Below are 24,715 nucleotides of genomic sequence, written 5' to 3'. Positions count from 1 at the left end.
GGTGAAAGTGTCACAGTTGGTCCGCGCCGTCTTAGCGATAGTTGTCGCAGGCCTTGTCGCGGTGGCAACGGCAGCCTGCCATATTGGTATGCCAAGCTTGCCAGGGCTAGGTGATGATGAGGCATCGGCTCTGCCGGAGCTGACAGGGGATGCGTCGGAAAGCAACCCTGCCTTCCCGCTGATCCATGCTGTGGGCCACAGCTTTCCTGCGCGCGGTGCTGTCATCGCAGACCAGGTGCCCGGGTGGACGTGTGGTGCGTCTGCCGGCAGCGACTATGGCTGTGTCAAGAGCACAGGAGAGTCGTTTAGCTTTGCAGACGCACATGGGGCGTGGTCGATGGCGCCCGGGTGGGACGATGACAACCTGGAAACGGAGCAGGCTATTGTCGTTGACGCGATGAGGCCCGGCGACTTCGTCAGTTTTCCCGGCGGAGCCTGCGCCGCCACCGCCGATGAGGAGTTGACGTGCGCAAGCCTCGAGTATTCCGCTGGCTTTAAGCTGAGAGAGGACGGGATGCAGGAGCTTACCGACGATGAGGTCGCCAACTTTTTCGGTGAGCCCCACACGATTCCCACGCAATATATTACGGCCAACCTGGATGGGGAGAACGTAACGTGTGTGGTGCAGCCGAGGGGAGGATGGATGACCTTTGGCTGTCAAGGAAGCCAGGTGGACTGGGGCTGGGTACCGGAGACGCACGATGTCGCCAACAGCGTCTCTATTAATACCTCCGGTGATGGAAAAATGGTCACGATGGCTGGCAACATGGGCCCGGATCGGAAGGGCACAACTTGGCTTAGCGAGGGTTCATATAACTGGCTGAATAGCGCTGACCTCACCTACGACGGCAGCCGGCTGCGCGTGAACTACGACGGCTACGAGATCAGCGTAGATCGCTCAAACTATAGCGCAGTGAAACAAGGCAGTGAGGGTGCTGGCGAGGAGCTGCATGAAGAAGTTATCAACGTTGACGGGACTGACCGCTATTACCGTGTGTCCGCCCCCGAGGGGTGGCAGAACGGGCGCCTTCCAGTGATCTATGTGGTTCATGGGAGAGGGTCTAACCCGCAGAACATGGCTGATGCCACTGAGTTTCATAAGTTTGCCGATGCGATTGTGGTGTACCCACAGGGCGTCGATGAATCTTGGGCCCCAACCTTTTATGCTGCCGATCCTTCGGGGCGCAGCGATTTAGCATTTATGGATCAGCTGCATAACACGATTAGCAGCACCTATTCGGTAGACCAGCAGCGCGTGTTTGCAACAGGCTTTTCCAATGGTGGTGGCTTTGTCCGCTACTTATCCTGCCAGCGCCCGGGTCGCTTTTCGACGATCACCACTGCCGGTGCCGCCATATATGAAAGTGTGATCGATGGCTGCGCGGAAAGCCCCATCAATTACCTCAGCTTCCACGGAACTGCCGACGACCTGGTGGAATTCGACGGCGATGTCCGTGAGGTATTCGGCGGGACTTTCCGGTATCTCAGTGCCACCGACACACTGCTTGATGCTGCCGAAGACAGCGAGTGCAGCCAGCCGAAACCAGGGCCAAAGCTGGAAAAATCACACGTTGATGGCTATCCCACCAGCGTGGAATCCATCAAATATAACGGCTACTGTGCCACAGATCTGCAGCTCATTTCCATTGCCGGGATGGATCATCGCTGGCCGAGTGGTGAGAATAAAGCAGGAGGCGTGGATGCCACGTTAGAAAGCCTGAACTTCTTCCAGGTCCGCCACACCGGCGATAGCGACTAGCCGGACACTATTTCTTAAGACAGCTCGCCGGTGCGACGCGTGTACACGAACACGTCGAGACGGTAGGGGATTGGCAGTAATTGTCCGGGCTGGTATTCGAGGTGCTCAAACAAATACCAGTACAGGTTGTCGCGCATCCGCGTGCGGGTTTTCTGGTTGGCGCGCAGCCACGATGAGCGAGTTTGGCTTAAGGCGTATACCTGATCGGTGGTGAGATGCTGCACCCACGTTGAACGCATCTCCTGGTCAAGCTGCCAGGGGCTAGCCACCTCGGGGTAGAATCCCGCGCGTTGGATGTCACCGGAGCGCATAATGCGTGTCAAACGCAGCACCCACGGGTGCGACGTGTCGAGCGTGTTCCAGAGCAGCACCAGTTTCCCACCGGGCCGGATCACCCGGTCTGCCTCCTGACTCGCGGCGATGGGGTCTACCCAGTGCCACGTTTGCCCACACGTGATGGCGTCCACGGTGTCGTCGGCGAGTCCTGTTGCTTCGGCCGTGGCACGCCACACATGCACATCGGGTAATTGGGTGGCGCACACGCGCGTCATGTCAGCGGAAGGATCGCAGGCCAGCACGGTCGTTCCTGCCGTTGCATTGGTCTTGGATTGAGATGCGTTGACGATGACTCGCGTCAGTTTCCCGGTGCCGCAGCCGCAGTCCAGAATCACAGGGCAATCGTCGAGAAGTGCTGTTACTTCGGCAGGATAGGTAGGGCGAACGTCATCGTAAAGGTCTGCTCCGTGGGCAAAGGCTGCTGCCACATCGCGCCTGTGCGCATCGTTGCGGAACGTGGGGGCTTCCTTTTGGCTGGGGGGAGTAATAGTCATAGGTGTCTAAAATACTCCCAACACGCGTTGATGGTGGCCAGCTCTCGGTGGGTCTGGTCGATGGATCGTGCTGAATCGTTGTTTTTTGCCCCTGTTTTTGAAGATCCATCGACCAGGCAAACGCGAGTTTGCACGTAAGATGAGCACCCATGAGTGTTCTGCCCGAAGATCCCCGGTGGCTGATCAAAACCGTCACTTCACGGTGGCAGCGCACCCTACCTGCGGCGGTACTGATGTCCATCACTTTCGTGACAAACGGGCTGACCCCGGTTATTGTGGGTCACGCTATCGACGGCTCTATCGCAAGTGATAGCTTATCGCGCTTGTGGTTCTGGATCGGAGTACTAGCCGCGACGTTCTTGGTGAATATTGTGGCGGGTTTTTTCGGCCGCCGATTGCTCATCGTGGCGACACTGTTGATTGGGCATGATTTGCGCATGGCAGTCAGCGATCGGATCATGCATCCGCGAGGAATTGCCGGCAGGCTCAGGACAGCCGGCGAGTTGTTGTCGATTGCATCAGCGGATACTCAGCGTGTGGCCGACGCCGTGATGATGACGGTGTTTCCCGTCGCAGAGGTTGTCTCGGTGCTATACGTCGGTGTGATGGTGATGTCGATTCATCTGCCCTTGGGCATTGCGATTTTGGTGGGTGGGCCGATCGTGGTAGCTATCGCGCTCGCCGGAGCTACTCCGCTCCGTAGCGCATCCGGCAAACGCCAGCAGGCTTTGGCGGAGACCGCCGCTACGGCCACGGATGTTGTCCGGGGCTTGCGCACGCTCAAAGGCCTCGGTGCGATTGCCACGGTGCGACAGCGCTACTCTCGTGTTTCTGACTGCGCCTATGAGCGGACTGTCAACGCTAATGCAGCTCAGGCACGCCTGAATACTCTTACTGAATCAACTGGTTCTTTGTATGTGATTGCCGTCGGTATTACTGCAGGTTGGCTTGGCTTGTCTGGCACTATCAGCATCGGTGAACTGATCACTGTTGTGGGATTGACCCAGTTCATCATCCAGCCGATGACCATGCTGGGAAAGAACATTGCATCACGCTGGGCATCAGCACAGGCCTCAGGCGTGCGCATCCGGAAGGTCTTGGGGGCGGATTTCGCTTTCGGGCGTGACGACGAGCACGTGCCTGCTTTAGCGTCCGGAATCACCGTAGTGACGGGGCATGTTCCCGATGCACTACTTACCGCTCCGCGGGATCGCGTGATTGTGGCCCCGCATGCGGCAGAGCTGTTCTTTGGAACGGTGGGCAGCAATATCCACCTCGACCCGGCGCGTGTCGACGAAGCTCTCTATGTCGCTGCTGCAGATGATATTCCCGGTGGCGCCCATCGAGAAGTCGGCGAAAACGGTGGCCAACTATCCGGTGGGCAGCGTCAACGTGTCGCTTTGGCCCGCGCGATTGCGGCAGACCCCAAGATCCTCGTGTTGCAAGATCCCACTACGGCGGTGGATTCCATCACGGAACAACGCATTGCGGAGCGGGTGGCGGCTTACCGCGGTGATAAACCAACAGTGGTGTTCACGAACCAGCCAGCATGGAAGCGCGTGGCAACTCGTGTTGAGGAGGTGGTGAACCCATGAGGTTTCCGGTTGCCACGTTTAGAGAAGTCCGGCGCGAGCTCGGCCACCATGTGGTGCAGGTGGCAGGTGCTCGTCGGCAAGCGATCCTTGCCCTGATTTTGCTGAGCGTCGGTGCGTATGCAAACGTGATGGTGCCCCGGGTCCTTGGTGGCATCGTCGATATCGTAGTAGAGGGCCGAGGCGGGGGAGCACTGGCTGCTGCAGGAGGTCTGCTCGTGGTTGTGGCGCTGCTGGCTGCCGCACTAAGTGCTGCGGGTTTTTATGTGGTTGCCCGGATCGCGGAGCGGGTGATTGCGGATCTGCGCGAGTCGATGGTCGGTACGGCACTGGGGCTGCCGGTGCACCGCGTCGAAGAGGCTGGTACCGGTGATTTGGTGTCGCGGTCGACCGATGATGTTTCCGAGCTGTCAACGGCGGTGACGGAGACAATACCTGTCCTGGCTTCTAGCGCGTTCACGCTGGTGGCAACGGTGTGTGCGCTTGTGACTGTGGATTGGCAGTTCCTGCTTGTGCCATGTGTGGCGGCTCCGGTGTATGTGTTGGGTGCCTGGTGTTACCTGCGGGTTGCGCCTGATCGGTACGCCAGTGAGCGCGCCACTATGGCAGAGCGTGCTCGGCGGATCCTCGAGGCTATTCACGGGCGCGACACAGTGCGCGCCTTTTGTATGGAACAAGCTGCCCACGATCGCATCCACCGCTCCTCACTGGATGTGGTCACGCGCGGTTTCTCGGCTCGTACCACGATGACTTCGCTGCAGGTCTGGATGAGCTGTGGCGAGTTCCTCATGATCGCCACTGGGCTTGTCGTTGCTTACTTTACTGTCCAGTCCGGAACGTTGACGGTGGGAGCGGCCACGGGTGCGATGTTGATGCTGATCCGACTGCGTGGGCCGATTATGGGCGTGATGCGTGTGCTGGACACCATTCAATCGGGGTACGCGTCGCTGGCACGTATCGTGGGGGTGACAGCATACCCACCGCTCCCAGTCCCGCCAGTCGGTGCTCCCGCACCCCGCGGTGAGGTGGTGATGGAAGATGTTAGTTTCACGTACGACGATGCCTCGGGCAGTACCTCAGAACGTGCACTTGATGGTGTCAGTTTCGCTATCAAGCCTGGCGAGACCGTTGCTGTTGTTGGGAGATCGGGCGCCGGCAAGACCACTGTCGCTGCGTTGGTGTCGGGTTTGCGCGTGCCGACGTCCGGTGCAGTCACCATCGATGGAGAAAATGTTTCCGAATTGTCTGATGAGGAGCGTGTGGCACGCATCGCGATGGTGTCACAGGAGGTCTACGTGTTTTCGGGAACGTTGCGTGAAAACCTGACCTTGGCCAAACCGGATGCTACCGACGACGAACTGGAAGACGCTCTCAAGACCGTTGGGGCAACCTGGTTCCAAAAGTTAGCTGACGGGTTGGACACGATCATTGGTGCCCGCGGCCACCAGCTGGAGCCTTATGAAGCGCAACAGCTGGCGTTCGCACGCATTCTGCTGCTGGACCCTGCTGTGGTGGTGATGGACGAGGCAACCGCAGAGGCAGGCTCGTCGCATGCTTCTAATTTGGAGGAGGCAGCAGCACATGTGGCTCGGAACAGGGCCGCCTTGGTGGTTGCACATCGTTTAGACCAAGCTCGTCGTGCTGACAATATTGTGGTGATGGATAATGGTCGCATTATCGAAAGTGGAACACATGACGAATTGATTGTGCACGGCGGGGCGTATGCCAGAATGTGGAACGCATGGCAGGAAGGGCGAAACCAACAGTGAACAGGACAGTGCGCCAGACAGTGCGCCAGACAATGGGCATAGCATCGTGGAAGGCAGCGTTAGTCGCCGTCTTGTCGTCGTTAAGCATTGTTGGCGTCGCTGCCTGCGGTTTCCCTTTTGATGACGAGGAGTTGCGTGATAGTAACGACGCTTTCGTCGACCTTGAAAGCGATGCCAGCCAGACCACCGCTGCGCAGCCGGAAGCGCCTGAGTCTCAGACGATCGGGGAGCCGACCACGACGGCAGAATCCGTCACCGTCGATGGGAAGAAGCGGACTTTTTCACTGACTGTGCCCCCCGAAGCCACCGACGGCGCTCGCCTGCCGCTGATTTTTGTCTTTCACGGAATGAATGAGTCCTCCGAGGCGATCCGCGACTATTCCAACCTCGATCTGGCGCGGGCGTACGTGGTCTACCTGGATGGTGTGGACAAAGCCTGGGCGCCGGCGCCCTACGCCGCAACCACCGGTGAGGAAGACCTCGCGTTTGTAGATGCGGTACGTGAAAAGATCATCGCGGAGCACAACGTGGATACCGCGCGCGTGTTTGCTACCGGCCTATCGAACGGGGGTGGTTTTGCAGCGTATATCGGTTGTCAACGGCCCGTGGACTTCACCGCTGTCGCTACTGTCTCTGCGGCTTACTACTGGAAAGTGTCGGAGAAGTGTTCCTCGATCCCCATGAAACTGTTAGACATTCATGGTACCGACGACAAGGTTGTCTCGTATGAAGGCGGCAACCGGCACGACACCGCCTACCACTCGGTGCCGGAAATTTTGGAGGACGCGGCTGATCGAAACCACTGTAGCGACAGCATTTCGATCACCCAGTTGTGGACCAATGGGATTCGACAAGTCTGGGACGACTGCGATGCTCCACTGGAACATGTCCGTGTGGGATCCGGTACGCACACGTGGCCAGGCGGAGAAAAGGACCCCAATGAAAGCACTCCGAATGATATCGCCACCAAAGAGATCTTAAAGTTCTTCGGAGTATCCATGCGTGGATCTTAATGATTGACTGATCCGTGAATCGCTGGCGCAGGTAGGATCGTGTGCATGACAAACCAGCATGGACAAAAGGTTGCGACCATCATCTATAACCCGGTAAAAGCCGAGCGCAGCGAACTCGAAGAGCTTGCCGCACGTTACGACGAGGGCTACAGCGAGATTCACTGGAAGGAAACCACCGAAGAAGACCCCGGTTATTCGCAGGCGCAGAAGGCGGTTTCGGAGGGCGCGGATGTAGTGATTGCCTGTGGTGGCGACGGCACTGTCCGGCTCGTGGCAGCAGCCCTAGCAAACACCGACTCATCTCTCGGGATCGTCCCAGCTGGAACGGGTAATCTTCTGGCGCGCAATCTCAAACTAAAGCCAGGGTTTGAAGAGGCGATGCAGGTGGCTCTCCAGGGTGAGGATCGTCCGATTGATATCTGTTATGCAGAAGTTGATCGTCCTGACTCTGCGAATGAGAAAATCCCGTTCGTTGTGATGGCGGGTGTCGGTATCGACGCTCAGATGATCGAAAACACCGACGATGATCTGAAAGCGAAAATCGGTTTTCTTGCCTATGGTGTGGCAATTGCGAAATCTTTGAAGGGTGGAGACAGAATCAAACTTCTTCGTCGCATCGACCGCGGGCGCTGGCAGAGTGCTCGAGCACATAGCGTGATCGTGGGAAACTGCGGCGACTTGGTAAACAACATAACCTTGCTGCCAAACGCGATCCCTGATGATGGAAAGCTTGACATTGTGATCATGCGCCCGAAGGGAATTTTCGGCTGGATTAATATCTTCGGCCAGATGGCGTACCAGATGGTGCAGAAGCTTGTGTATACGCTGCGTGGACGTGGTGAAGAAAAAGATGGTGAGGACAATAATTCGAAAAGCCTTCGATACCTGCAAGGCAAGCAGATTGACATTAAGTTCTCGCATACCGAGGACTTTGAAGTCGATGGTGACCCAGCCGGCCGGGCTGATGGGTTTAGCGTTACCGTAGACCCAGCTGCACTGAGCGTCCGTGTTCCGCGCGGTAGTGTTGGGGAGTAACCACTGCCAGGTGGTGTACATAGCAGTGACGGGGGGTAACCTACAGGGCAACACCTGTCACGATCCCGCCCTTTTGTTCACTAGGGCACAGGTAGTTAGGTACTTTTTCACCAATCCTGCTTCGTCGTGAAGCAGACCGTGTGAAAGGACACCTTCCCAGGTTTGCATCTCGCAAGCGTTATATTTCGCGTCAGTCGCGCCCGCACTGCCACCGGCATTGTCGCTGCCACCTCGTTGGTGCTAGCTGGCTGCTCTGACTTCAACTCTGGCGGATCTGAAGGCGCTGCTGGTGATGCCTACTCGATTGGGATTAACCAGTTGGTGCAGCACCCAGCACTCGACGAAGCAACAGCCGGGTTCAAGGCCGCATTCGATGATGCTGGCATTGATGTGCAGTGGGATGAACAAAACGCCAACGGCGAACAGTCCACAGCGCTGACCATTGCGCAGCAGCTAGCCGGCTCACAGCCAGACCTGGTGCTTTCGGTAGCAACCCCGGCAGCCCAGGCAACCACTCAAACAATTACTGATATTCCAGTGCTGTTTACGGCAGTGACTGATCCGGTAGAAGCCCAACTCGTCGACTCTCTTGAAACCCCAGGTGGAAACGCTACCGGTACCCCAGACATCACGCCGATAGCTGACCAATTTGATCTTTTAGAGCAGCTAGTTCCTGAGGCGACAAAGATCGGAATTATCTATGCTTCTGGAGAGGTCAACTCCCAGGTCCAGGTGGACAACGCCAAGGAAGAAGCTGCGGCACGTGATATGGAGATCGTCACCCAGACGGTCACTAACGTCACCGAAATCCCGCAGGCTGTTGAGGCGATTGGTGATGTCGATGCGTTTTACGTGCCTACCGACAACATGGTTGTCTCGGGTATTTCGTCGTTGGTCCAAGCAGCGGAAGGCAATGGGACTCCCGTTATCGCTGCGGAAGCCGGCTCCGTTGAGGGTGGTGCTGCAGCCACGATCGGTATTGACTACTTCGAGCTGGGTCGGCAAACAGGCGAGATGGCGATCCAGATTCTTGAAGAGGGTGCAGACCCGGCAACCATGCCGGTGGAAACCGCTACCGAGTTTACCTACGTGGTCAACGAGGAAGCGGCGCAGCGCCAAGGCGTGACAATTCCTGCAGAGATCCTTGCTGAGGCTGAAACTGTATGATCGGCGCGCTAGAACTCGGACTGCTCTACGGTGTGATGGCGCTTGGCGTTTATCTCACCTTCCGCATCCTCAATTTCGCCGGCCTCACTGTTGACGGTAGTTTCACCACTGGTGGTGCTACTGCTGCGGTACTCCTGCTTGCCGGATGGAATCCGCTTCTTGCCACGCTCATGGGATTCGTCGCAGGTTTCGCGGCCGGTATCCTCACCCAAATTGGGTTGTGGTCCATCAACCTACGCATTATGGGCGGTGCGAATGTCCCTTTGCTCCGCCAAGACACTGTATTCACACCGCTGCGCGAAGCAGGCCTGATGGGTAATTGGGGTGGTGTCGCACTCCTCGCCGTGATGGTCGTTCTACTTGGTCTAGTCATGTATTGGTTTCTCACCACCGATTTGGGTCTGGCAATCCGGGTTACCGGCGACAATGGCCCCATGATCACCAGCTTCGGAGTCTCCACGGATAACACGAAGATACTCACTCTTGCTCTTTCCAACGGGCTGGTTGGGGCGTGCGGCGGTCTTGTTGCTCAGTTTCAGGGTTTCGCGGATATTTCCATGGGTATTGGGCTCATCGTAGTGGGATTGGCCTCGGTGATTCTTGGTCAGGCGATCTTGGGGCAGCGTTACGTGTTCCAAGCGATCATCGCTGTGATCGTCGGTGCTGTCCTCTACCGCGTGATCATTTTCTTCACGTTGACAGTCGGCCTTGATCCGAACGATATGAAGTTGGTCTCGGCAGTGCTCGTAGTCGTCGCATTGCTAGTGCCCTTCGTATCACGGATATTCAAAAGACTTTTTCCGTGGCACTGCCAACGAGCGGGTGGCCCTCGACGGGGTGAATCTAGAGCTGAACGAAGGTGACTTTGTCACCATCATCGGTTCGAATGGTGCCGGAAAATCCACACTGCTTAACATGGTTTCGGGAAGGCTACGTCCGGATTCAGGCTCGGTGCTTATCGACGGCACCGATGTCACCCGCATGAAAGAGTATGCGCGTGCCCGTTATGTTGGCCGCGTGTTTCAAGATCCTCTAGCAGGCACAGCACCGAATCTGACCATTGAGGAAAATCTCTCGCTGGCTTATCAGCGTGGCAAGACTCGCGGTTTGGGCCGGAGCTTGAACCAGCGTCGTCGTGATGTGTTCCGCAGCCAGCTCGCCACGTTGGAGCTGGGGCTGGAGGATCGGCTCACCCACAAAGTCGGACTTTTGTCAGGTGGCCAGCGTCAAGCATTGAGCCTGCTCATGGCGGGTTTTACGCGGCCGAAGATCATGCTTCTCGACGAGTATACCGCAGCACTTGACCCTCAGCGTGCACATTTGGTCACGGAACTTACCCACGAGATTGTGGAAGACGGTGGTTTAACAACTCTTATGGTTACTCACAATATGGAGCAGGCCATTCGCCTAGGTAATCGCCTGGTCATGATGCACGAAGGTCGTATTGTTTATGAGGCCGACGAGGCCACTAAACGCGAGCTCACAGTCAAGGATCTGTTGCAGCAGTTTGTCAACATTAAGGGCGCTACTTTATCGGACAAAGCCTTTTTGGGTTAAGTCTTTGATCTTGCGCGTTCAGCCTAGTTCGGGTACCCAGTGGAGGTGCTTGATCTGGGCTTTTCGTGCGCTTAACGACGATGCCTCGGGCAACTCAAACACTGTGAGGCTGCCCGGGGCTATAAGACACTGGTCGAATGATGTGGTTGAGCACTTCGTCGACGTAGCGGCCTTCCTAGTCGCCCAGCATCATTTCGCGTAAGTCGTCGTCGGTGGCATCGATGTGAAGGCCCGCGATTTCTGCGGTGGTGCGGGCACGTTGCAGTGTAGAAGTGACCACTAGCTGCGGATTTAGTTGTGTGACTGTAGGAGAAAACGCAGCGGGATGTGAGAGCTGCTTTGTCGTGTTGGCGGGTTTAATCAACGCGTACTGCCTCGGCATTAAAGCAGGCATCTGGTTCTGGTGGTAGGGCAACATAGAGAGGATCCCCAGCATAACCTGTGCACCGTGTATCGCTGACGATATTGATGCGAGTCGAATCAGCTAGTTCTGCTCCGATGACGAACTTGCGGTGTTTGTGATCGCGAGAGCTTCCGCTTTGAAACGAATTCTGTGGCAGGGAGTGCCGCCAGATCCTCGGGAGTGCCAAATTGTTCAGGTTTGCCATCCTAGAGCAAAGCGATATGTGTGGCCATCGTCATCGCCTCAACCTGGTCGTGGGTCACATACACGCTGGTGGCCTTGGTGGCTCTGTGTATTATCATGATTTCTCCGTGCATCTCCACACGGAGTATGGTGTCGAGGTTCGACAGTGGCTCGTCGAAAAGCAAAACATCAGGCTGTGGTGCAATCATTCGGGCGATTGCCACGCGTTGCTGCTGCCCGCCGGAAATTTCCGCACGGTAGCGATGAAGCGAGCTACTTTGAAATTGGTTGTCCCTGTCAGCAGAGCAGCCTCGAGGTAATCGCACCTCAGATTCTCTGCCAGGGCAGAACCATGTCCAGCTGCGAACACGGAGATGGTGCGGCAGCGCTGAATTGTGTCTGCTACAGAGTCGATACGCCGCGCCATAGGACTGCGTCCACTGGGTTAGCCAGGATCTCGTTGGCCAGCGCGACATCAGTCTTTGTTAGGTGGTCACGGTGTGTCTCGAAACGATCTAAAAACCTCAGATCCGGACGATAAATGCACAACTGTGACATGAAAATCCGCCCGAGCAGTGGGCAATAGTCCACACATGTCGAGAGCCTAGGACCTGTCCTTAGACCAGACAGAACGTGGTTGATAGTGGCTGGCGGCCGGTCGCCGCGAGTAACAGGTCCAGTTTCTCGTCCTCGGTGGCAATGTCTGTGGCTAGAGCGAGGCAGTTGTCTAATGTACTCAGGGTCCGCTGCGGAATTGGCTGGTCGCTAGCGCGCGCTAGGTCGATGGTGTGCATGCTGATCTCAAAGGCGCGAGTGTCGATGTAGGTCTCAATATTGATGGTTCCGGAGCCGGTATCGACCAGCGCAGTAGACGCTGTGCGGTCCAGGCGGCGGAGTACGCGCTCAATAATCTCACGGATTGTTGCTTCTGGGTCTTCGCCAAGTTTTTGCCCGGCACCGGGCCCACGCTCGAAGTCATGTTGCGGGTCTGTGGCTACATGCCGTGCCGCTCGGTAATACACACCTGCTGACTCTAATTCTGGCAACCCAGTCATTCCGTCTGCCTGGTTAAGGAAATGCTCGATTAGCAGGTATGCCCGCGAGGTGTGTCCCAGCAGCGCACGGACTGACCAGTCACCGATTCCGGGTTGATCGAGATGGGAGTTTAAACCAGGAAGTATTTCGAGGAGGCCACCTGTGGCGGCATTGAGCCAAGTGCGTGAATCCATACTTTGCAAGCCTAATGATTCACTACCGTTTTCGAGACGAAAACGCCTCAAGACTTCGTATTCGCTGTCCATGCTAACGATGTCTCAAGGCTACTGTCGGACTGACAGGATTTGAACCTGCGACCCCCACACCCCCAGTGTGGTGCGCTACCAAACTGCGCCACAGCCCGTGCCACCGCGATTCTTCGCCTATCGGCTTTGATTTAGCGGTGCTAACAGGTTACAACACTGCCATCTGCTAGACCTAATCGCGCTACCCCTGGACATCGATGATCTTGTGCTCGTCGAGGATCTGGTTGGCTTCGGACTTGCGGCCGGCATTTAAGAGGGTGCGCTTTTCGGCGTCGGTGAGGTTGCCCTCGAAGCTAAATTTGCGTTCGAAGGTTGCCCCGGTGATGTGGGTGACCTCGACGCGGACATCGACCAAGTCCATGCCCTTGGCTGCCTCTCGCACCGCTTGTGAGGCGGAAGTGGCGATAGCGGACATGAACAGGCCTTTCGCGGTGACACCTTGACCTTTGCCACCTTTGTTCTTAGGGCGGTCGGTAGTGATCGCACGGCCTGAGGTTCGCACCACGTCGCCGTACTTCGTGCCACGAGCGGTGTGCGAAATCGCATTATCATCGCCGGTGGGTTCTGGAGTGAACTCGGAAACGATGTACTGCTTCGCCCATGAGCCGATCATGTCGGCTGCACGCTGCGCGCTGCCCTGTCGGGTAACGAGGTGGTCGGCTTTGTCCAAGCTCACGAGAGACTTGGGGTAGCGGGTGGCCAGGAAAATATTCTGGGCGTTGTCGATTCCCACGGTTTGATCAATCGGGGAGTGCACCAGCAATAATGGGGAGCGTAGACCTGGCAGGTACGCTTCGGGGTTGGTTTCAGCTAGATCTTCGAGGAATCCACGTGAAATTACCAGGTCTTTGCCGCCTAAGGTCACGGTCACGGCACCATTTTCATCCGCCTCGGAAATCTTGTCGGCATAGTGCAGCACCGAGTGCGCGGGGTCAAACGGCGCACCCAAGGTAGCTACTGCTTTCAAAGATGGAATGCGTCGTGTCGCAGCAGCTTTGAGCGCGGCCGCTCCACCCAGCGAGTGGCCCATAAGTAGCTGGGGTGCGCGGTAGTGCTGCGCTAACCATTCGGCTGCGGCCACGATGTCATCGACGTTTTGGCTGAAGGATGTATCGGCAAAGTCGCCTGCGGACTGTCCCAGGCCAGGGAAGTCAAAGCGTAGCGTGGCAATGCCGTATTGCGTTAGCCGTTTGGAAATCCGCGATGCACCCGGGGTGTGGCGCGAACCGGCAAAGCAGTGGGCGAAAATCGCGTACGCCTCCGCTGGGCCATCGGGGCGGTCGATGGTTCCGGCCATGTCCAAGCCGGTCGATGATGGGACGATGACGTTGTCGGACTTCATGGTGTGTTCCTCCGAGCGGTGTATTGTTCTTCGTTTTGAGTTTAGGCCAGTGTTTCACGCAGTGGGCCGACAGGTGCCGACAGGTGCCACAGCACTAGCGGCTTGTCACGTAAAGTCGATAGGAACACGCGATTGTACGTGGCACGCACAACAACATGCAGATGGAAAGGTATACCTATGGCTGCATTCGACTGGTTCTGGAAGGCGATGGGCGCTTCGTCGGAACGCAATACGAAGAAGTCCAAAGACATCGTCGACAAGGCGCATTTGCGTATCGACGAGCTCAGCTCGCTTACCGACGACGAGGTCTCCCAGCGTGCGCACGCCCTGGTGAAAGACGGTGCGATCACAGATAAATCTGAGTTCCTCGCGCTGCTGACTGTGGCCTCGCAGCGCACGTTGTCGATGAGGCCTTTTCATGTGCAGAACCAGGCTGTGCTACGCCTGCTGGAAGGCGACGTTATCCAGATGGCCACCGGTGAGGGTAAGACGTTGGTGGGTGCCATGGCAGCCACAGGTTTTGCGCTGACTGGGCAACGCACGCACGTGATTACTGTGAACAATTACCTCGCAGACCGCGATGCGGAATGGATGCGCCCGCTGGTCGAGTTTTTTGGCCTGAGTGTGGGTGCTGTCACCGAAAAGACGCGTCGTGCGGACCGCGCTGAGCTATATCGGCGCGACGTGATTTATGCGCCGGTGACCGAAATCGGCTTCGACCACCTGCGCGATAACCAGATCACGCATCGCTGCCAGACCGTTCAGGCGCCGGCACAGGTTGCGTTGGTCGACGAAGCGGATTCCGTGCTTGTCGACGAAGCCCTTGTGCCTTTAGTGCTCGCGGGCTCGGAACCGGGTGTGCAGTCCACCGGCCAGATCACCGATGTGGTTGGCCACCTGCGCGAGAAAGAGCACTACACCATCGATGTTGACGGCCGCAACGTGTTTTTGACGGAGGCTGGAGCGGATGCGGTGGAGCGCGCGCTTGGCATTGACTCGTTGTACTCGGATGAGCACATCGGTTCGACTTTGGTGAAGGTGAACCTAGCGCTGCATGCCAAAGCGTTGCTGCTGCGCGACGTGCACTACGTAGTTGCCGAGGGCAAAGTGGCTCTGGTGGATGCCTCACGTGGGCGCGTCGCCGAGTTGCAACGTTGGCCCGACGGGTTGCAAGCCGCTGTGGAGGCGAAGGAAGGCCTTGACGTTACTGAAGGCGGCAGGATTTTGGATTCGATCACCTTGCAGGCACTCATGCGACGCTACCCGCTGGTGTGCGGTATGACGGGTACCGCTGTGGAGGCCACCGACCAGCTACGTCAGTTCTATGGCCTGCATGTCTCTGTCATTGACCGGGACAAAGAACCGCAGCGCTTCGATGAAGCGGACCGCATCTATCACACCATGGACGATAAAAACCGTGCGATCGTCGAAGAAATCGCCCACATCAACTCCACCGGCCAACCGGTGCTCGTCGGCACGCACGATGTTGCCGAATCGGAGGCGTTGGCCGCAGCGCTCCAACAACGCGGCATCGAAGTGAACGTGCTTAACGCGAAAAATGATGCGGAGGAGGCACGCATCATCGCTGAGGCCGGCGACTTGGGTCGGGTGACCGTGTCTACGCAGATGGCGGGACGCGGTACCGATATCCGTTTGGGAGGTGCTGACGAGTCCGATCATGACGCTGTGGCCGAGCTCGGAGGTCTTGCAGTAATCGGTACAGCGCGCCACCGTACTGCACGCTTGGACAACCAGCTGCGCGGTCGCGCGGGCCGCCAGGGCGATCCAGGCTTGAGCCTGTTTTTCGTTTCGCTTGACGACGACATTGTCACTACTGGTGGTGCGGATGAGGAACTCACCGTACATCCCGAACCTGATGGGCGCATCAACACTAAGCGCATCCAAGACTTCGTGGAGCATTGTCAACGTGTTACCGAGGGCCAATTGCTGGAGATCCACGCCCAAACCTGGAAGTACAACCAACTCCTAGCTGACCAGCGCATCATCGTCGATGAGCGCCGCGCAAAACTTTTGGACACGGACCAGGCGTGGCAGGAGCTCGCCCAGCGCGCCCCAGAGCGGGCTGCAGAACTCGACCACCTGGATGCGTCGATACGCGAACAGGCTGCGCGCGATATCATGCTGTTCCACTTGGATGATGAGTGGAGTGAGCACCTCGCGCACATGGATGATGTGCGCGAGTCGATCCACTTGCGCGCCATTGCTCGCGAGACACCGATCGACGAGTATCACCGGATTGCGGTCGGCGAATTCAAGCAGTTGGCTCAGCGGGCTGTAGACAGCGCCGTAGAAACGTTTCAAAGCGTGAACATTGATGCTGATGGGGCACACCTAGAGAGCGCAGGTTGGAAACGGCCGAGTGCGACGTGGACTTATATGGTGTCTGATAATCCTCTCGCGGGCTCAGGAAATTCGGTAATCTCGGGTATTAGCAATCTGTTCCGTTAGGGATTCCCTGCCTAGAACTGCAGGTCAATGAGGTAAAACTTAATCCTTGTACTGAACGATGTGTCGTAATCGGCACGAGCGGGCTTCGTATCGCTATGATTGAATGCAGCAGTTAATTCGTTTGATAAACCGTCAGGAGATGTAATGAGCGAAAACACCGGTACCCCCGAGCAGCAGGTAGAAACCACCTCGGTCTTCCGCGCCGATTTGCTGAAGGAGATGGAAAACGGTGCAGCCACCAGCTCTGAGAACAAAGGTGTCGATAACCTTCCTGAAGGTGCAGCGCTCCTCGTTGTGAAGCGTGGCCCCAATGCGGGTGCCCGCTTCCTGCTAGACCAAGAAACCACCACTGCAGGTCGACACACAGAGGCTGATATCTTCCTTGACGATGTCACCGTATCGCGCCGTCACGCGGAGTTCCGCAATAACGCAGGCGAGTTTGAGGTGGTCGATGTAGGTTCTTTGAACGGCACCTACGTTAACCGTGAGCCACGCAACTCCCAGGTTCTGGCTTCTGGTGATGAAATCCAGATTGGTAAATTCCGTTTGGTTTTTATTACGCAAGGCTAAGGCCTCTGCAAGGGCTGCTGACGAGGCCCACATCGGTCACGGCTATCACGTTGCTTCTTAGCACGCTAGGCGTGATCAACTTGGTTGAAACCAATCCACTACTCAACGGAACCACGGGCCATGCCGTGGTTCCCCTGACATAGAGCAAGAGAAATTTCCGTGAGCGCAGTTCGCAACACCCAACCACGATTGTCCGCACCGCGGGCAGGTAAGAAGACGGGCACAAAGACCATGTCTATCGGTGTGGTCATCGAGCGCTTACGTGAAGAATTTCCCGATGTGGCGGTGTCCAAAATCCGTTTTCTTGAATCGGAGGGGCTGATCACTCCACAGCGCACTGATTCTGGCTATCGCCGATTCACCGAAGACGATGTTGAGCGACTGCGTTATATCCTGGTCACCCAACGTGATAATTACCTGCCGCTAAAGGTTATTCGCGAACAGCTTGACGCCATGGATTCTGGCCAAGTCACCGCAATTTTGTCTGCGACCGATGCTGACCCAATGATTTCTCCCGAGAATTTCAAGGCGCCGGCTCCGACCCGCCTGACTGATACGGACGTGGCGGAACAAGCGAATGCAACCGGCGAGCAGGTGATGGAGCTGGTGAAAATCGGAGTAGTGACTCCCGATTCTGCAGGCCTGTTCACCGCAGACGATGTGCGTACCGTGACAACAGCACTGGCGTTGATGGAGTTCGGTTTTGATTCCCGACACCTCAAATCACTTCGCAATACGGCCTCACGCCAGGCGGATCTCATTGGGCAAGTGGCGGGCCCAGTTGCTAAGTCTCAGAAGGACACTGCAAAGGCTCAAGCAGAGGAGCTGGGGCAGCAGATGACGGCATTAGTTGTTTCGCTACACGCGTCACTGGTGAAAAACGAACTGCGTAACCGGCTGGACTAAACTGCTAGCTAGACTAGGGGACCATGACTATGGTCCCTTTAGATTTTTATGGTGTACACACCATCGGCCCAGAGAACTTCGTGTGCGTGTTATTGCACAGTCGCGAGCGTGATCGAATTGTTCCGGTGTGGATTTCACCGGTTGAAGGCGCTCGCCTGGCGGCCCGCCAAGCGGAGTGGGAGCCCGATCGTCCGGATACTTTTGATGTGTTGACCTCGGTGATTACTCAGTGCACGTCGGGGGCGACTGCGGTAGAGATCAACAGTTACTATGAAGGAATCTTTGTTGCTTCACTGTTAATGCAAGACGGTGAGGACATTGATTGCCGAGTATCCGATGCGGTGATGATTGCCCAGATACTTAATCTGCCGATTGCGGCAGACGAAACGGTGGTGGCTCAGGCGGGAATGTGGATCTCCCATGAAGACGCGCTCGAGCACTTTGGGGTTGAGCTGCCCGATCCACCTACTGATGATTCCTTACTGGGATCTTCGGCGAGTGGCGATACGTCTGCTGATGAAGAGTTCGCTGACATGATGCGCAAGATGGGTGTCGATGCAAGCGATCTGGCAGGGGAAAGGGATACAACGCGTGACGACGACATCCCTGAAACTGATGGGGTAAGTGATACGGATGTGACTCAAGATGACAGTGATGAAATTTAAGTCTAAACTTGAAGTTGAGGGTTAGAGTTCGGCGTGTTATCAGTGCCTGGGCTTGACCAACATCTACGCTTGACATTTAATAGCCATAAGGCGCTTTGACAAACACCACGGGAGTAATTACGTGACTAGCAACGAATTCGACCAGGGCGAACAGCCCATCCAAGAGTCCCTGTTTGACTTGGGGCCGTCCGATGAGGTGGGCTACCGGGTCCCCATCGCATGCCAGGTAGCTGGCATTACCTACCGTCAGCTCGATTACTGGGCACGCACCGATCTGGTGAAACCATCAATTCGTGGAGCCCAGGGCTCAGGCTCGCAGCGCCTGTATTCCTTCAAAGATATTCTTGTCTTAAAAATTGTAAAGCGCCTCCTGGACACCGGAATTTCCTTGCAGAACATTCGCCTTGCCGTAGACAAGCTCCGAGACCGCGGTGTCAACGATATTGCGGAAATCACTTTGGTATCCGATGGCACCACCGTTTATGAGTGCCACAGCGCCGATGAAGTGATTGACTTGCTTGGTGGTGGCCAGGGGGTCTTCGGTATCGCAGTTCCTGGCATCATGAAGGAACTTACCGGCACTATCGCTTCTTTTCCTTCAGAACGCGTTGTTCCAGACGAAGAAACCACTGTTGTCTCTCTGGATGAACTTGCTGCGCGTCGCCGTCGCAAGTCCTCCTAGCTTCAGCTCCCCTCACGGGGCTACCGTAGGTAGCCCCGGATACTCACCGTCAAGCCGACCCGCCTGCTTTTCGACGCTATCGACGAAATCATTGCCCTGCATCACAGGACAGAGGCCTTGTTTATAGCGTCTCCAAGTTCGTCTGCGGTGCTTGCGTGCTCGGACGTTTTCGCAATACCTTTAACCGCAGCATCCTCTGGGCCATCTCCGACGTGAACAACAGATAAGGTCACACCGTCTGCCAGCAATGGCTCCAAGGTTGACAGGAATGCCGCGTCATCGCCAGCATCGCTGGTGCCAGCTGTGACAAGCACGATGTGGTACTCGCCGTTGAAACCAGCCAAGGTTTCAACAGCTGCGCGCACTGCCTCACGGGTATTTGAATCGCCCGCGTTAGCTAGCACTGCCACCTTTTTGGACACCGCATCTTTTTCGTCGGTGAACTGAACGTTGGAGCGCCAGCTCTTAGTCACTCCGGGATTCAGCGGCGAGGAATAGTTCCAGAGCGCCACCTCATGGTCCTCGTCGATTACTTTATTTGCAGCCTCACCAATGCCTCGTGCCGCAGCATCTGCGAACGGACCCATTGCTTGCGACGTGTCCAGCAGGAACAGGGTGTCCGTAGTGTGCGCCTGGCTCTCAGATGTAGAAGATTCCGCAGTAGGCGTGGGGCTAGGAGCGGAATCCTTCGCGTGGCCCGAGATCTGTGCCTGTGAGACCACTTGTGCTGCAGCGGCCCACACCGAAGGGTCGATCGATTCTGCCGCCTCTGCCCCCTCATAAGATGCGGCAGCAAACTGGGCAAAGTGTAAACCCGCACGGGTTTGATCTTCGGTGACTTCGCCATCGGGGTTAAGGGGAATCGCCGTGTAGATGACCTCGGCTCCGTCCAGCGCAACGAAATTCTTCTCTCCGGCTGACTTGCTGGCAACCTGGTAGGACCCACCGGTTGCGCCTAGGGCGGCTCGAGCTTGCTCAGGAGTTTCTGCCAAAACGGAGGCCACCCGCGCGGCAATAGCAGCGTCAGTTGCGGTGGAGTAGTCGACGTCGTCAGCTTTGACCTCGGCCGGGTTAGGGGTTTTAGACTCCCCAGAAACACCTGCAGGATCGGAGGCGACTGCAAGGCGTTCCGAGGTCGACGGTGTGCGCGATGCTTCATCCAACGCACCGTTGGTCACGGGGGAGTTGGCGGCCACCACCACCGCTGCAGCGGAGATGGCGCTGACAAGCCTCGGTGTCACGCAGTAGTCGCGAACAATTGGCTGCGACGCGGCATAGGCCTCGATGAGGGGTTGGGTGATTTCCTCATTGGTGGTCGCAATGGGAAGTGTGAGGTCACCGGAGATGCAGTTGGGCTGAGCTTGGTCCTCGCCGCTGTCTTCGCGCAGGAAGAAAAACCAAGCGATTAGCGCGATGATCAGTACCAACGCGATTAAGGTCGCGCTTAAACCCCGCGACAATTTGTAGTTATTCTCACCACTGCTGTGTCGACCCACTATGCCTCCTCAGACATACTGAAACTAGAAAAGATGTCGCCGATAAGGGAATCTTACCTAGTCAAGTGTGTGATTAAGCGTTGCGACAAGCTGTGAGCGTCGGAAAGCATCTGATACTGGGCCGTGGTTCGTGTCCCTTTCCTGCGGCCAAGGTCAAGTGCACGTTACTGATCTTCGTGGGTCCAGTCGGAGACGGTGCCAACATACTCTTCGATAAGGTCTTCCAGTGCGATTAAACCGACGAGCTCGCCGCGTACGCGAACCTGCCCCATGTGGGCACTGCGACGGTGCATGGAGGCTAACGCCTCGTCCAGCGACCCAGTACCGTCGATAACTGTGAGAGGCCGGATCCGGTCATAGGGGATGATCGCATCGTCCGCGCCGTCTTCGAGTAAATCCAGCACATCTTTCACGTGCAGGTAGCCCAGCAACGAGTCCGCCTGGCCGGAGATAGGGTAGCGCGAATAGCCCGTTTCCTGCACGCCAGTAATCACATCCCGCAGTGCGACGCCGCGGGAGGAGTACTCAATGGTGTAGACGTCCTCGATGGGGATCATCACGTCATTCAGACTTAAAGAATCGGTCTGGAGTGCTTTGGCGAGGCGCTCGGTTTCTTCGGCGTCGAGCAGTCCTTCCTGGCTTGATTCTTGGATCATGGAGGCCAGTTGAATCTCGTCTATCGTGGCGTCGAGTTCGTCTTTTTGTTCCACGCCCACCGCACGTAAAGTGATACGGGCCACCCAGTTTAAAAATTCGATCAGGGGGCGGGTTACTTTGACCCAGATATCCATAGCTGGGGTGATCCACATCGCAAGCGACTCCGGTCCCGCGATTGCGATATTCTTTGGGACCATCTCACCGAACAGAATGTGTAGGTAAGTGATGAACGCCAACGCGATCACAAAGGAAATTGGGTGCAGGAGGTTCTCCGGGATCCCTAGCGCCACCATCGGGGCCTCTAGGAAGTGAGCAACGGCCGGCTCGGCCACCTTGCCGAGGATCAGGGAACAGATGGTGATCCCGAACTGGGCGCCGGCCAAATAGATGGATAAGTGCTCGGTCGCGTTGATCACGCGTTTGGCCGCCGGCTTACCCTGCGCTACCAGCGCCTCGAGACGGTCCCGGCGCGAAGAGATCAAGGCGAATTCTGACGCAACGAAGAATGCGTTGGCCAGAAGCAGCCCGATGATCAGCAGAATTGTTGTCCAAATACCCATTACTTGTACTCCTCCGCGGCCTCGTTAGAGATCGGAGTGAGAATGGCTCTATCAACTCGGCGGTCATCCATGACGGTGACACGAGCAATCCAACGTCCAGTAATGCCAGACTCGAACTCTTCCATGGCGTCGTTTTCGGTTTGGGGAAGTAAGACCACATCGCCCACCTGGGGAACAGCTCCTTGTGTGGACATGATGAGCCCACCTAGTGTCTCGTAGGGTCCTTCTGCGGCTGTGTAGCCGATTTTGTCCGGAAGCTCATCGAGACGCACCAAACCAGCAACTTCCCAGGAGGCGCCGAAGCGTTGGAAGTCGCGCTCTGATTCGGCATCGTCGTACTCGTCGTATACTTCACCGAGGATCTCCTCGACGAGGTCCTCGATGGTAACTAATCCTTGGGTTCCGCCATATTCGTCAGCAACAAGAACCACCTGGGAGCCTGCCGAGCGCACCTTGTCTAACACCGAGTCCCCGTCGAGCGTGCCTGGTACGAACGCCACTGGCTTTGCGAGAGATTCTAATTTGGTGCTGGATCGCTGGTCTTTCGGTATTGAGAATGCGTCTTTAATATGGACCATGCCAACGGTGTCATCGAGATCACCGCGGCGCACAGGAAAGCGTGAGTGTCCGGTGTCGCGGGCTAATGAAATCAGATCATCGACGGTATCGTCCACGTCGAGTGAGTTAATGGTGGATCGTGGAGTCATTACTTCTTCGGCTGTCGTCTCGCCAAACCGCAGCGAGCGGTCCAACATCGCTGCGGTGGAGGCGTCGAGGCCTCCAGCTGCTGCAGAATTACGCACTAAGGCGCCAAGTTCGTGGGCGGTGCGTGCCGACGCTGGCTCATCCGACGGCTCGAAACCGAGCTTGCGCACGAACCAGTTAGCCGACTTGTTCATCGCCTGAATGAACCACTTAAACACTGTGTTAAACCAGTGCACGGGCGGTACCACGAACCGGGCAACCGTCATTGGATCAGTGATCGCCCAGTTTTTGGGCACCAGCTCACCGAAAATCATGGATAGGAATGTGGCGACAATTAGTGCCAGTACCAGCGCCACCGCGCTTGACGACGATTCACTCAAACCGATGAGCTCAAGAACGGGAGTGAAGAACTGTGCCAGTACCGGCTCTGCAAGGAAACCGGTGGCCAACGTGGTGACAGTGATGCCGAGCTGGGCGCCCGACAATACAAACGACAAGTTCTGGTAATCGCGCTGGACTGCCTTTGCACGGCGATCGCCCTTTTCTTTGACGTGATTGTCAATGGTGGCGCGTTCCAAGCCGGTGAGGGCGAATTCGATTGCAACAAACAAGCCCGTCGACGCCGTCAAGAGTACGAAGCCGATCAGTGCGAGGATTGATATGACTATGTCCATGAGTTGTTCGACGACCCTCTAGGGTTTAGGTCGAGCGTCCATTCTTTCCTGCTTTATTACGCCCGGATTTCGGGTGTAATGAGTTCCTGCGCCGGTTCGACCCTGACCTTCCTCGGTGGGAACGTCGGTTACGCTGCTGTGAGCGCCCTTGATCGTTGCCCTGCTTCGGTTGTGTCGGTTGTCCGGGAGGAGGAAGCGGAGACCCCTGCGGTTTCCGCGCTAAAGTAATTCTAACTAACTCCTCTGAGTCCGGTGTGACCCGTACCCGCTTCGCATCTACACCAGCTTTTTTCAGCAGTGTGTCGACCTCTTTTTGCTGATCATCCATCACTAGTGTGACCACTGTGCCGGACGTACCAGCACGGGCGGTGCGCCCGGCGCGGTGAAGATAAGCCTTATGCTCTGCGGGTGGATCGACGTGGACAACGAGAGAGACGTCGTCTATATCTATGCCTCGAGCTGCGATATCAGTAGCGACGAGGACAGGGCAGGAGCCGTTTGCGAACCCTTCCAACGCACGAGTTCGCGCGCCTTGGCCTTTGTCCCCGTGGATACCGTCAGCATGGATGCCTACCCGGCGTAACTTCTTTACTTGGCGGTCTACGCCATGTTTGGTGCGCATGAACATGATGGTCTTGCCGGGGCGGGCGCCGATACGCAGGACAATTTCGTTGCGTTCTTCACGCCCGCCGACGATAAGTTGGTAGTGCTCCATCGTGTCTACTGATGCCTCAACGGGCGCGGTGGAATGGGTTACCGGGTTGTGCATATAGCGCTTAACGAGCTTATCGACGTCCCCGTCGAGCGTTGCCGAAAACAGCAGCCGCTGGCCACCTTTCGGTGTGCGGTCTAACAGTTTGCGCACCTGGGGGAGAAAACCCATGTCCGCCATCTGGTCTGCCTCGTCGATCGCGGTAATCTCCACGTGGTCGAAGTGGAGTTTACCTTGGTTGATGAGGTCTTCAGCGCGCCCTGGGGTGGCTACCAGCAGGTCAACGGGTGCAGCTAATGCGCGGATGTGATGGTTGATGTTGACACCACCGACAATGTCGAGCAATCGCAGGCCGAGTGCCGCCGCCGGGTCGTCGAGACGCTCGCGAACCTGCGTGGCAAGCTCGCGGGTAGGTGTCAGGATCAGGCCACGTGGATGGCCCGGTTTAGACGGTGCTCCAGCCAGCTGCGCCAGCATCGGCAGGCCGAAGGTGAAGGTCTTTCCGGAGCCTGTAGGCCCACGGCCAAGCACGTCTTTACCGGCGAGAGCGTTGGGTATCGCCGCCTCTTGAATAGGAAATGGTTCAGTAATGCCCTGCTTGGTTAGCACGTTCACGATCGAACGCGGCAAGCCTAGGTCGGCGAATGTAGTCATTTCTGCCACTGTAC

General features: G+C 56.8%; 22 protein-coding genes, 1 tRNA gene and 1 pseudogene. 13 read left to right on the top strand and 11 right to left on the bottom strand.

Annotated features, from left to right (window positions below):
- Positions 1 to 7: 7 nt before the first annotated feature.
- A complete protein-coding gene (locus CKV99_RS05660) occupies positions 8 to 1,759 on the top strand; it encodes an alpha/beta hydrolase family esterase (protein ID WP_169872605.1) in 1,752 nt (583 codons plus the stop codon).
- Between the two features lie 14 nt (positions 1,760 to 1,773).
- Here CKV99_RS05660 and CKV99_RS05655 read toward each other — a convergent pair whose 3' ends face one another.
- Positions 1,774 to 2,589, bottom strand: coding sequence for a class I SAM-dependent methyltransferase (locus tag CKV99_RS05655; protein WP_092255553.1), 816 nt, complete (start codon positions 2,587 to 2,589; stop codon positions 1,774 to 1,776).
- Between the two features lie 149 nt (positions 2,590 to 2,738).
- On the opposite strand from CKV99_RS05655, the gene CKV99_RS05650 reads away from it, so the two are divergent.
- From CKV99_RS05650 to CKV99_RS05620, 7 genes are all read left to right on the top strand, one after another.
- Positions 2,739 to 4,184, top strand: a complete 1,446-nt coding sequence (locus tag CKV99_RS05650) for an ABC transporter transmembrane domain-containing protein (RefSeq protein ID WP_092255550.1) — start codon at positions 2,739 to 2,741, stop codon at positions 4,182 to 4,184.
- A complete protein-coding gene (locus CKV99_RS05645; protein ID WP_092255547.1) occupies positions 4,181 to 5,950 on the top strand; it encodes an ABC transporter ATP-binding protein in 1,770 nt (589 codons plus the stop codon). The genes CKV99_RS05650 and CKV99_RS05645 overlap by 4 nt, the downstream gene beginning before the upstream one ends.
- Positions 5,947 to 6,963, top strand: coding sequence for an alpha/beta hydrolase family esterase (locus CKV99_RS05640; protein ID WP_231910185.1), 1,017 nt, complete (start codon positions 5,947 to 5,949; stop codon positions 6,961 to 6,963). The genes CKV99_RS05645 and CKV99_RS05640 overlap by 4 nt, the downstream gene beginning before the upstream one ends.
- 45 nt (positions 6,964 to 7,008) lie before the next feature.
- Complete coding sequence (locus tag CKV99_RS05635; RefSeq protein ID WP_092255544.1) at positions 7,009 to 7,998, top strand: diacylglycerol/lipid kinase family protein; 990 nt, start codon at positions 7,009 to 7,011, stop codon at positions 7,996 to 7,998.
- A 180-nt stretch (positions 7,999 to 8,178) separates the two neighbouring features.
- On the top strand, positions 8,179 to 9,165 hold the full coding sequence (locus tag CKV99_RS05630) for an ABC transporter substrate-binding protein (protein WP_092255745.1): 987 nt from the start codon (positions 8,179 to 8,181) through the stop codon (positions 9,163 to 9,165).
- The gene (locus CKV99_RS05625; protein ID WP_092255542.1) at positions 9,162 to 10,028 is read left to right on the top strand and encodes an ABC transporter permease; all 867 of its coding nucleotides are present in this window, start codon (positions 9,162 to 9,164) and stop codon (positions 10,026 to 10,028) included. The genes CKV99_RS05630 and CKV99_RS05625 overlap by 4 nt, the downstream gene beginning before the upstream one ends.
- Positions 9,988 to 10,722 carry an ABC transporter ATP-binding protein gene (locus tag CKV99_RS05620; RefSeq protein WP_092255539.1) on the top strand — a complete coding sequence of 245 codons (735 nt, stop codon included), beginning with the start codon at positions 9,988 to 9,990 and terminating at the stop codon, positions 10,720 to 10,722. The genes CKV99_RS05625 and CKV99_RS05620 overlap by 41 nt, the downstream gene beginning before the upstream one ends.
- A 175-nt stretch (positions 10,723 to 10,897) precedes the next feature.
- Here CKV99_RS05620 and CKV99_RS05615 read toward each other — a convergent pair whose 3' ends face one another.
- The 6 genes and pseudogenes from CKV99_RS05615 to CKV99_RS05595 all read right to left on the bottom strand — a co-directional run bounded on the left by CKV99_RS05615 (position 10,898) and on the right by CKV99_RS05595 (position 13,951).
- Positions 10,898 to 11,158 (bottom strand): histidine phosphatase family protein, encoded by a 261-nt coding sequence (locus tag CKV99_RS05615; protein ID WP_092255535.1) that lies wholly within the window; start codon positions 11,156 to 11,158, stop codon positions 10,898 to 10,900.
- 173 nt (positions 11,159 to 11,331) lie between these two features.
- Entirely contained in the window at positions 11,332 to 11,517 is a 186-nt protein-coding gene (locus CKV99_RS14730; protein ID WP_231910184.1) for a hypothetical protein, read from the bottom strand.
- 15 nt (positions 11,518 to 11,532) lie between these two features.
- A pseudogene (locus tag CKV99_RS14725) lies at positions 11,533 to 11,784 on the bottom strand (hypothetical protein); the annotation flags it as partial.
- 141 nt (positions 11,785 to 11,925) lie between these two features.
- The gene (locus CKV99_RS05605; RefSeq protein ID WP_157728376.1) at positions 11,926 to 12,537 is read right to left on the bottom strand and encodes a maleylpyruvate isomerase N-terminal domain-containing protein; all 612 of its coding nucleotides are present in this window, start codon (positions 12,535 to 12,537) and stop codon (positions 11,926 to 11,928) included.
- A 96-nt stretch (positions 12,538 to 12,633) separates the two neighbouring features.
- Positions 12,634 to 12,707 (bottom strand) — tRNA-Pro (locus tag CKV99_RS05600).
- 83 nt (positions 12,708 to 12,790) lie between these two features.
- Positions 12,791 to 13,951: a bifunctional alpha/beta hydrolase/OsmC family protein gene (locus CKV99_RS05595; protein WP_092255529.1), complete on the bottom strand. Its 1,161-nt coding sequence runs from the start codon at positions 13,949 to 13,951 to the stop codon at positions 12,791 to 12,793.
- Between the two features lie 177 nt (positions 13,952 to 14,128).
- On the opposite strand from CKV99_RS05595, the gene secA2 reads away from it, so the two are divergent.
- From secA2 to CKV99_RS05570, 5 genes are all read left to right on the top strand, one after another.
- Positions 14,129 to 16,420, top strand: coding sequence for an accessory Sec system translocase SecA2 (gene secA2, locus CKV99_RS05590; protein ID WP_092255527.1), 2,292 nt, complete (start codon positions 14,129 to 14,131; stop codon positions 16,418 to 16,420).
- Between the two features lie 144 nt (positions 16,421 to 16,564).
- Positions 16,565 to 16,990 carry an oxoglutarate dehydrogenase inhibitor Odhl gene (gene odhI / locus CKV99_RS05585; RefSeq protein ID WP_092255524.1) on the top strand — a complete coding sequence of 142 codons (426 nt, stop codon included), beginning with the start codon at positions 16,565 to 16,567 and terminating at the stop codon, positions 16,988 to 16,990.
- 159 nt (positions 16,991 to 17,149) lie between these two features.
- A complete protein-coding gene (gene ftsR / locus CKV99_RS05580) occupies positions 17,150 to 17,896 on the top strand; it encodes a transcriptional regulator FtsR (protein ID WP_408607553.1) in 747 nt (248 codons plus the stop codon).
- A 23-nt stretch (positions 17,897 to 17,919) separates the two neighbouring features.
- Positions 17,920 to 18,561 (top strand): bifunctional nuclease family protein, encoded by a 642-nt coding sequence (locus CKV99_RS05575; protein WP_231910182.1) that lies wholly within the window; start codon positions 17,920 to 17,922, stop codon positions 18,559 to 18,561.
- Between the two features lie 121 nt (positions 18,562 to 18,682).
- The gene (locus tag CKV99_RS05570) at positions 18,683 to 19,243 is read left to right on the top strand and encodes a MerR family transcriptional regulator (RefSeq protein ID WP_092255515.1); all 561 of its coding nucleotides are present in this window, start codon (positions 18,683 to 18,685) and stop codon (positions 19,241 to 19,243) included.
- 101 nt (positions 19,244 to 19,344) lie between these two features.
- On the opposite strand, the gene CKV99_RS05565 is transcribed toward CKV99_RS05570, so the two are convergent.
- The 4 genes from CKV99_RS05565 to CKV99_RS05550 all read right to left on the bottom strand — a co-directional run bounded on the left by CKV99_RS05565 (position 19,345) and on the right by CKV99_RS05550 (position 24,701).
- Positions 19,345 to 20,739, bottom strand: a complete 1,395-nt coding sequence (locus CKV99_RS05565; RefSeq protein WP_092255512.1) for a vWA domain-containing protein — start codon at positions 20,737 to 20,739, stop codon at positions 19,345 to 19,347.
- A gap of 164 nt (positions 20,740 to 20,903) precedes the next feature.
- Positions 20,904 to 21,956: a hemolysin family protein gene (locus tag CKV99_RS05560; protein ID WP_092255509.1), complete on the bottom strand. Its 1,053-nt coding sequence runs from the start codon at positions 21,954 to 21,956 to the stop codon at positions 20,904 to 20,906.
- Positions 21,956 to 23,335, bottom strand: a complete 1,380-nt coding sequence (locus CKV99_RS05555; RefSeq protein ID WP_092255506.1) for a hemolysin family protein — start codon at positions 23,333 to 23,335, stop codon at positions 21,956 to 21,958. Before CKV99_RS05555 ends, CKV99_RS05560 begins: the two co-directional genes overlap by 1 nt.
- 25 nt (positions 23,336 to 23,360) lie before the next feature.
- Positions 23,361 to 24,701: a DEAD/DEAH box helicase gene (locus tag CKV99_RS05550; protein ID WP_092255743.1), complete on the bottom strand. Its 1,341-nt coding sequence runs from the start codon at positions 24,699 to 24,701 to the stop codon at positions 23,361 to 23,363.
- Positions 24,702 to 24,715 lie beyond the last annotated feature (14 nt).

This window comes from Corynebacterium cystitidis, from assembly GCF_900187295.1.
In the GTDB taxonomy this organism is placed as follows: domain Bacteria; phylum Actinomycetota; class Actinomycetes; order Mycobacteriales; family Mycobacteriaceae; genus Corynebacterium; species Corynebacterium cystitidis.
Note: the sequence above shows the minus strand (reverse complement) of the source record. Positions and strands in the feature narration are given on the sequence as shown.

What these genes read in the sequence shown, in the direction of transcription:
- secA2 (WP_092255527.1), top strand. Translation starts at nt 14,129, where the DNA reads ATGGCTGCATTCGACTGGTTCTGGAAGGCGATGGGCGCTTCGTCGGAA.
- CKV99_RS05550 (WP_092255743.1), bottom strand. Translation starts at nt 24,701, where the DNA reads ATGACTACATTCGCCGACCTAGGCTTGCCGCGTTCGATCGTGAACGTG.
- CKV99_RS05650 (WP_092255550.1), top strand. Translation starts at nt 2,739, where the DNA reads ATGAGTGTTCTGCCCGAAGATCCCCGGTGGCTGATCAAAACCGTCACT.
- CKV99_RS05560 (WP_092255509.1), bottom strand. Translation starts at nt 21,956, where the DNA reads ATGGGTATTTGGACAACAATTCTGCTGATCATCGGGCTGCTTCTGGCC.
- CKV99_RS05575 (WP_231910182.1), top strand. Translation starts at nt 17,920, where the DNA reads ATGACTATGGTCCCTTTAGATTTTTATGGTGTACACACCATCGGCCCA.
- CKV99_RS14730 (WP_231910184.1), bottom strand. Translation starts at nt 11,517, where the DNA reads ATGATTGCACCACAGCCTGATGTTTTGCTTTTCGACGAGCCACTGTCG.
- CKV99_RS05645 (WP_092255547.1), top strand. Translation starts at nt 4,181, where the DNA reads ATGAGGTTTCCGGTTGCCACGTTTAGAGAAGTCCGGCGCGAGCTCGGC.
- CKV99_RS05635 (WP_092255544.1), top strand. Translation starts at nt 7,009, where the DNA reads ATGACAAACCAGCATGGACAAAAGGTTGCGACCATCATCTATAACCCG.
- CKV99_RS05605 (WP_157728376.1), bottom strand. Translation starts at nt 12,537, where the DNA reads ATGGATTCACGCACTTGGCTCAATGCCGCCACAGGTGGCCTCCTCGAA.
- CKV99_RS05625 (WP_092255542.1), top strand. Translation starts at nt 9,162, where the DNA reads ATGATCGGCGCGCTAGAACTCGGACTGCTCTACGGTGTGATGGCGCTT.
- CKV99_RS05655 (WP_092255553.1), bottom strand. Translation starts at nt 2,589, where the DNA reads ATGACTATTACTCCCCCCAGCCAAAAGGAAGCCCCCACGTTCCGCAAC.
- CKV99_RS05615 (WP_092255535.1), bottom strand. Translation starts at nt 11,158, where the DNA reads ATGCTGGGGATCCTCTCTATGTTGCCCTACCACCAGAACCAGATGCCT.
- CKV99_RS05595 (WP_092255529.1), bottom strand. Translation starts at nt 13,951, where the DNA reads ATGAAGTCCGACAACGTCATCGTCCCATCATCGACCGGCTTGGACATG.
- odhI (WP_092255524.1), top strand. Translation starts at nt 16,565, where the DNA reads ATGAGCGAAAACACCGGTACCCCCGAGCAGCAGGTAGAAACCACCTCG.
- CKV99_RS05555 (WP_092255506.1), bottom strand. Translation starts at nt 23,335, where the DNA reads ATGGACATAGTCATATCAATCCTCGCACTGATCGGCTTCGTACTCTTG.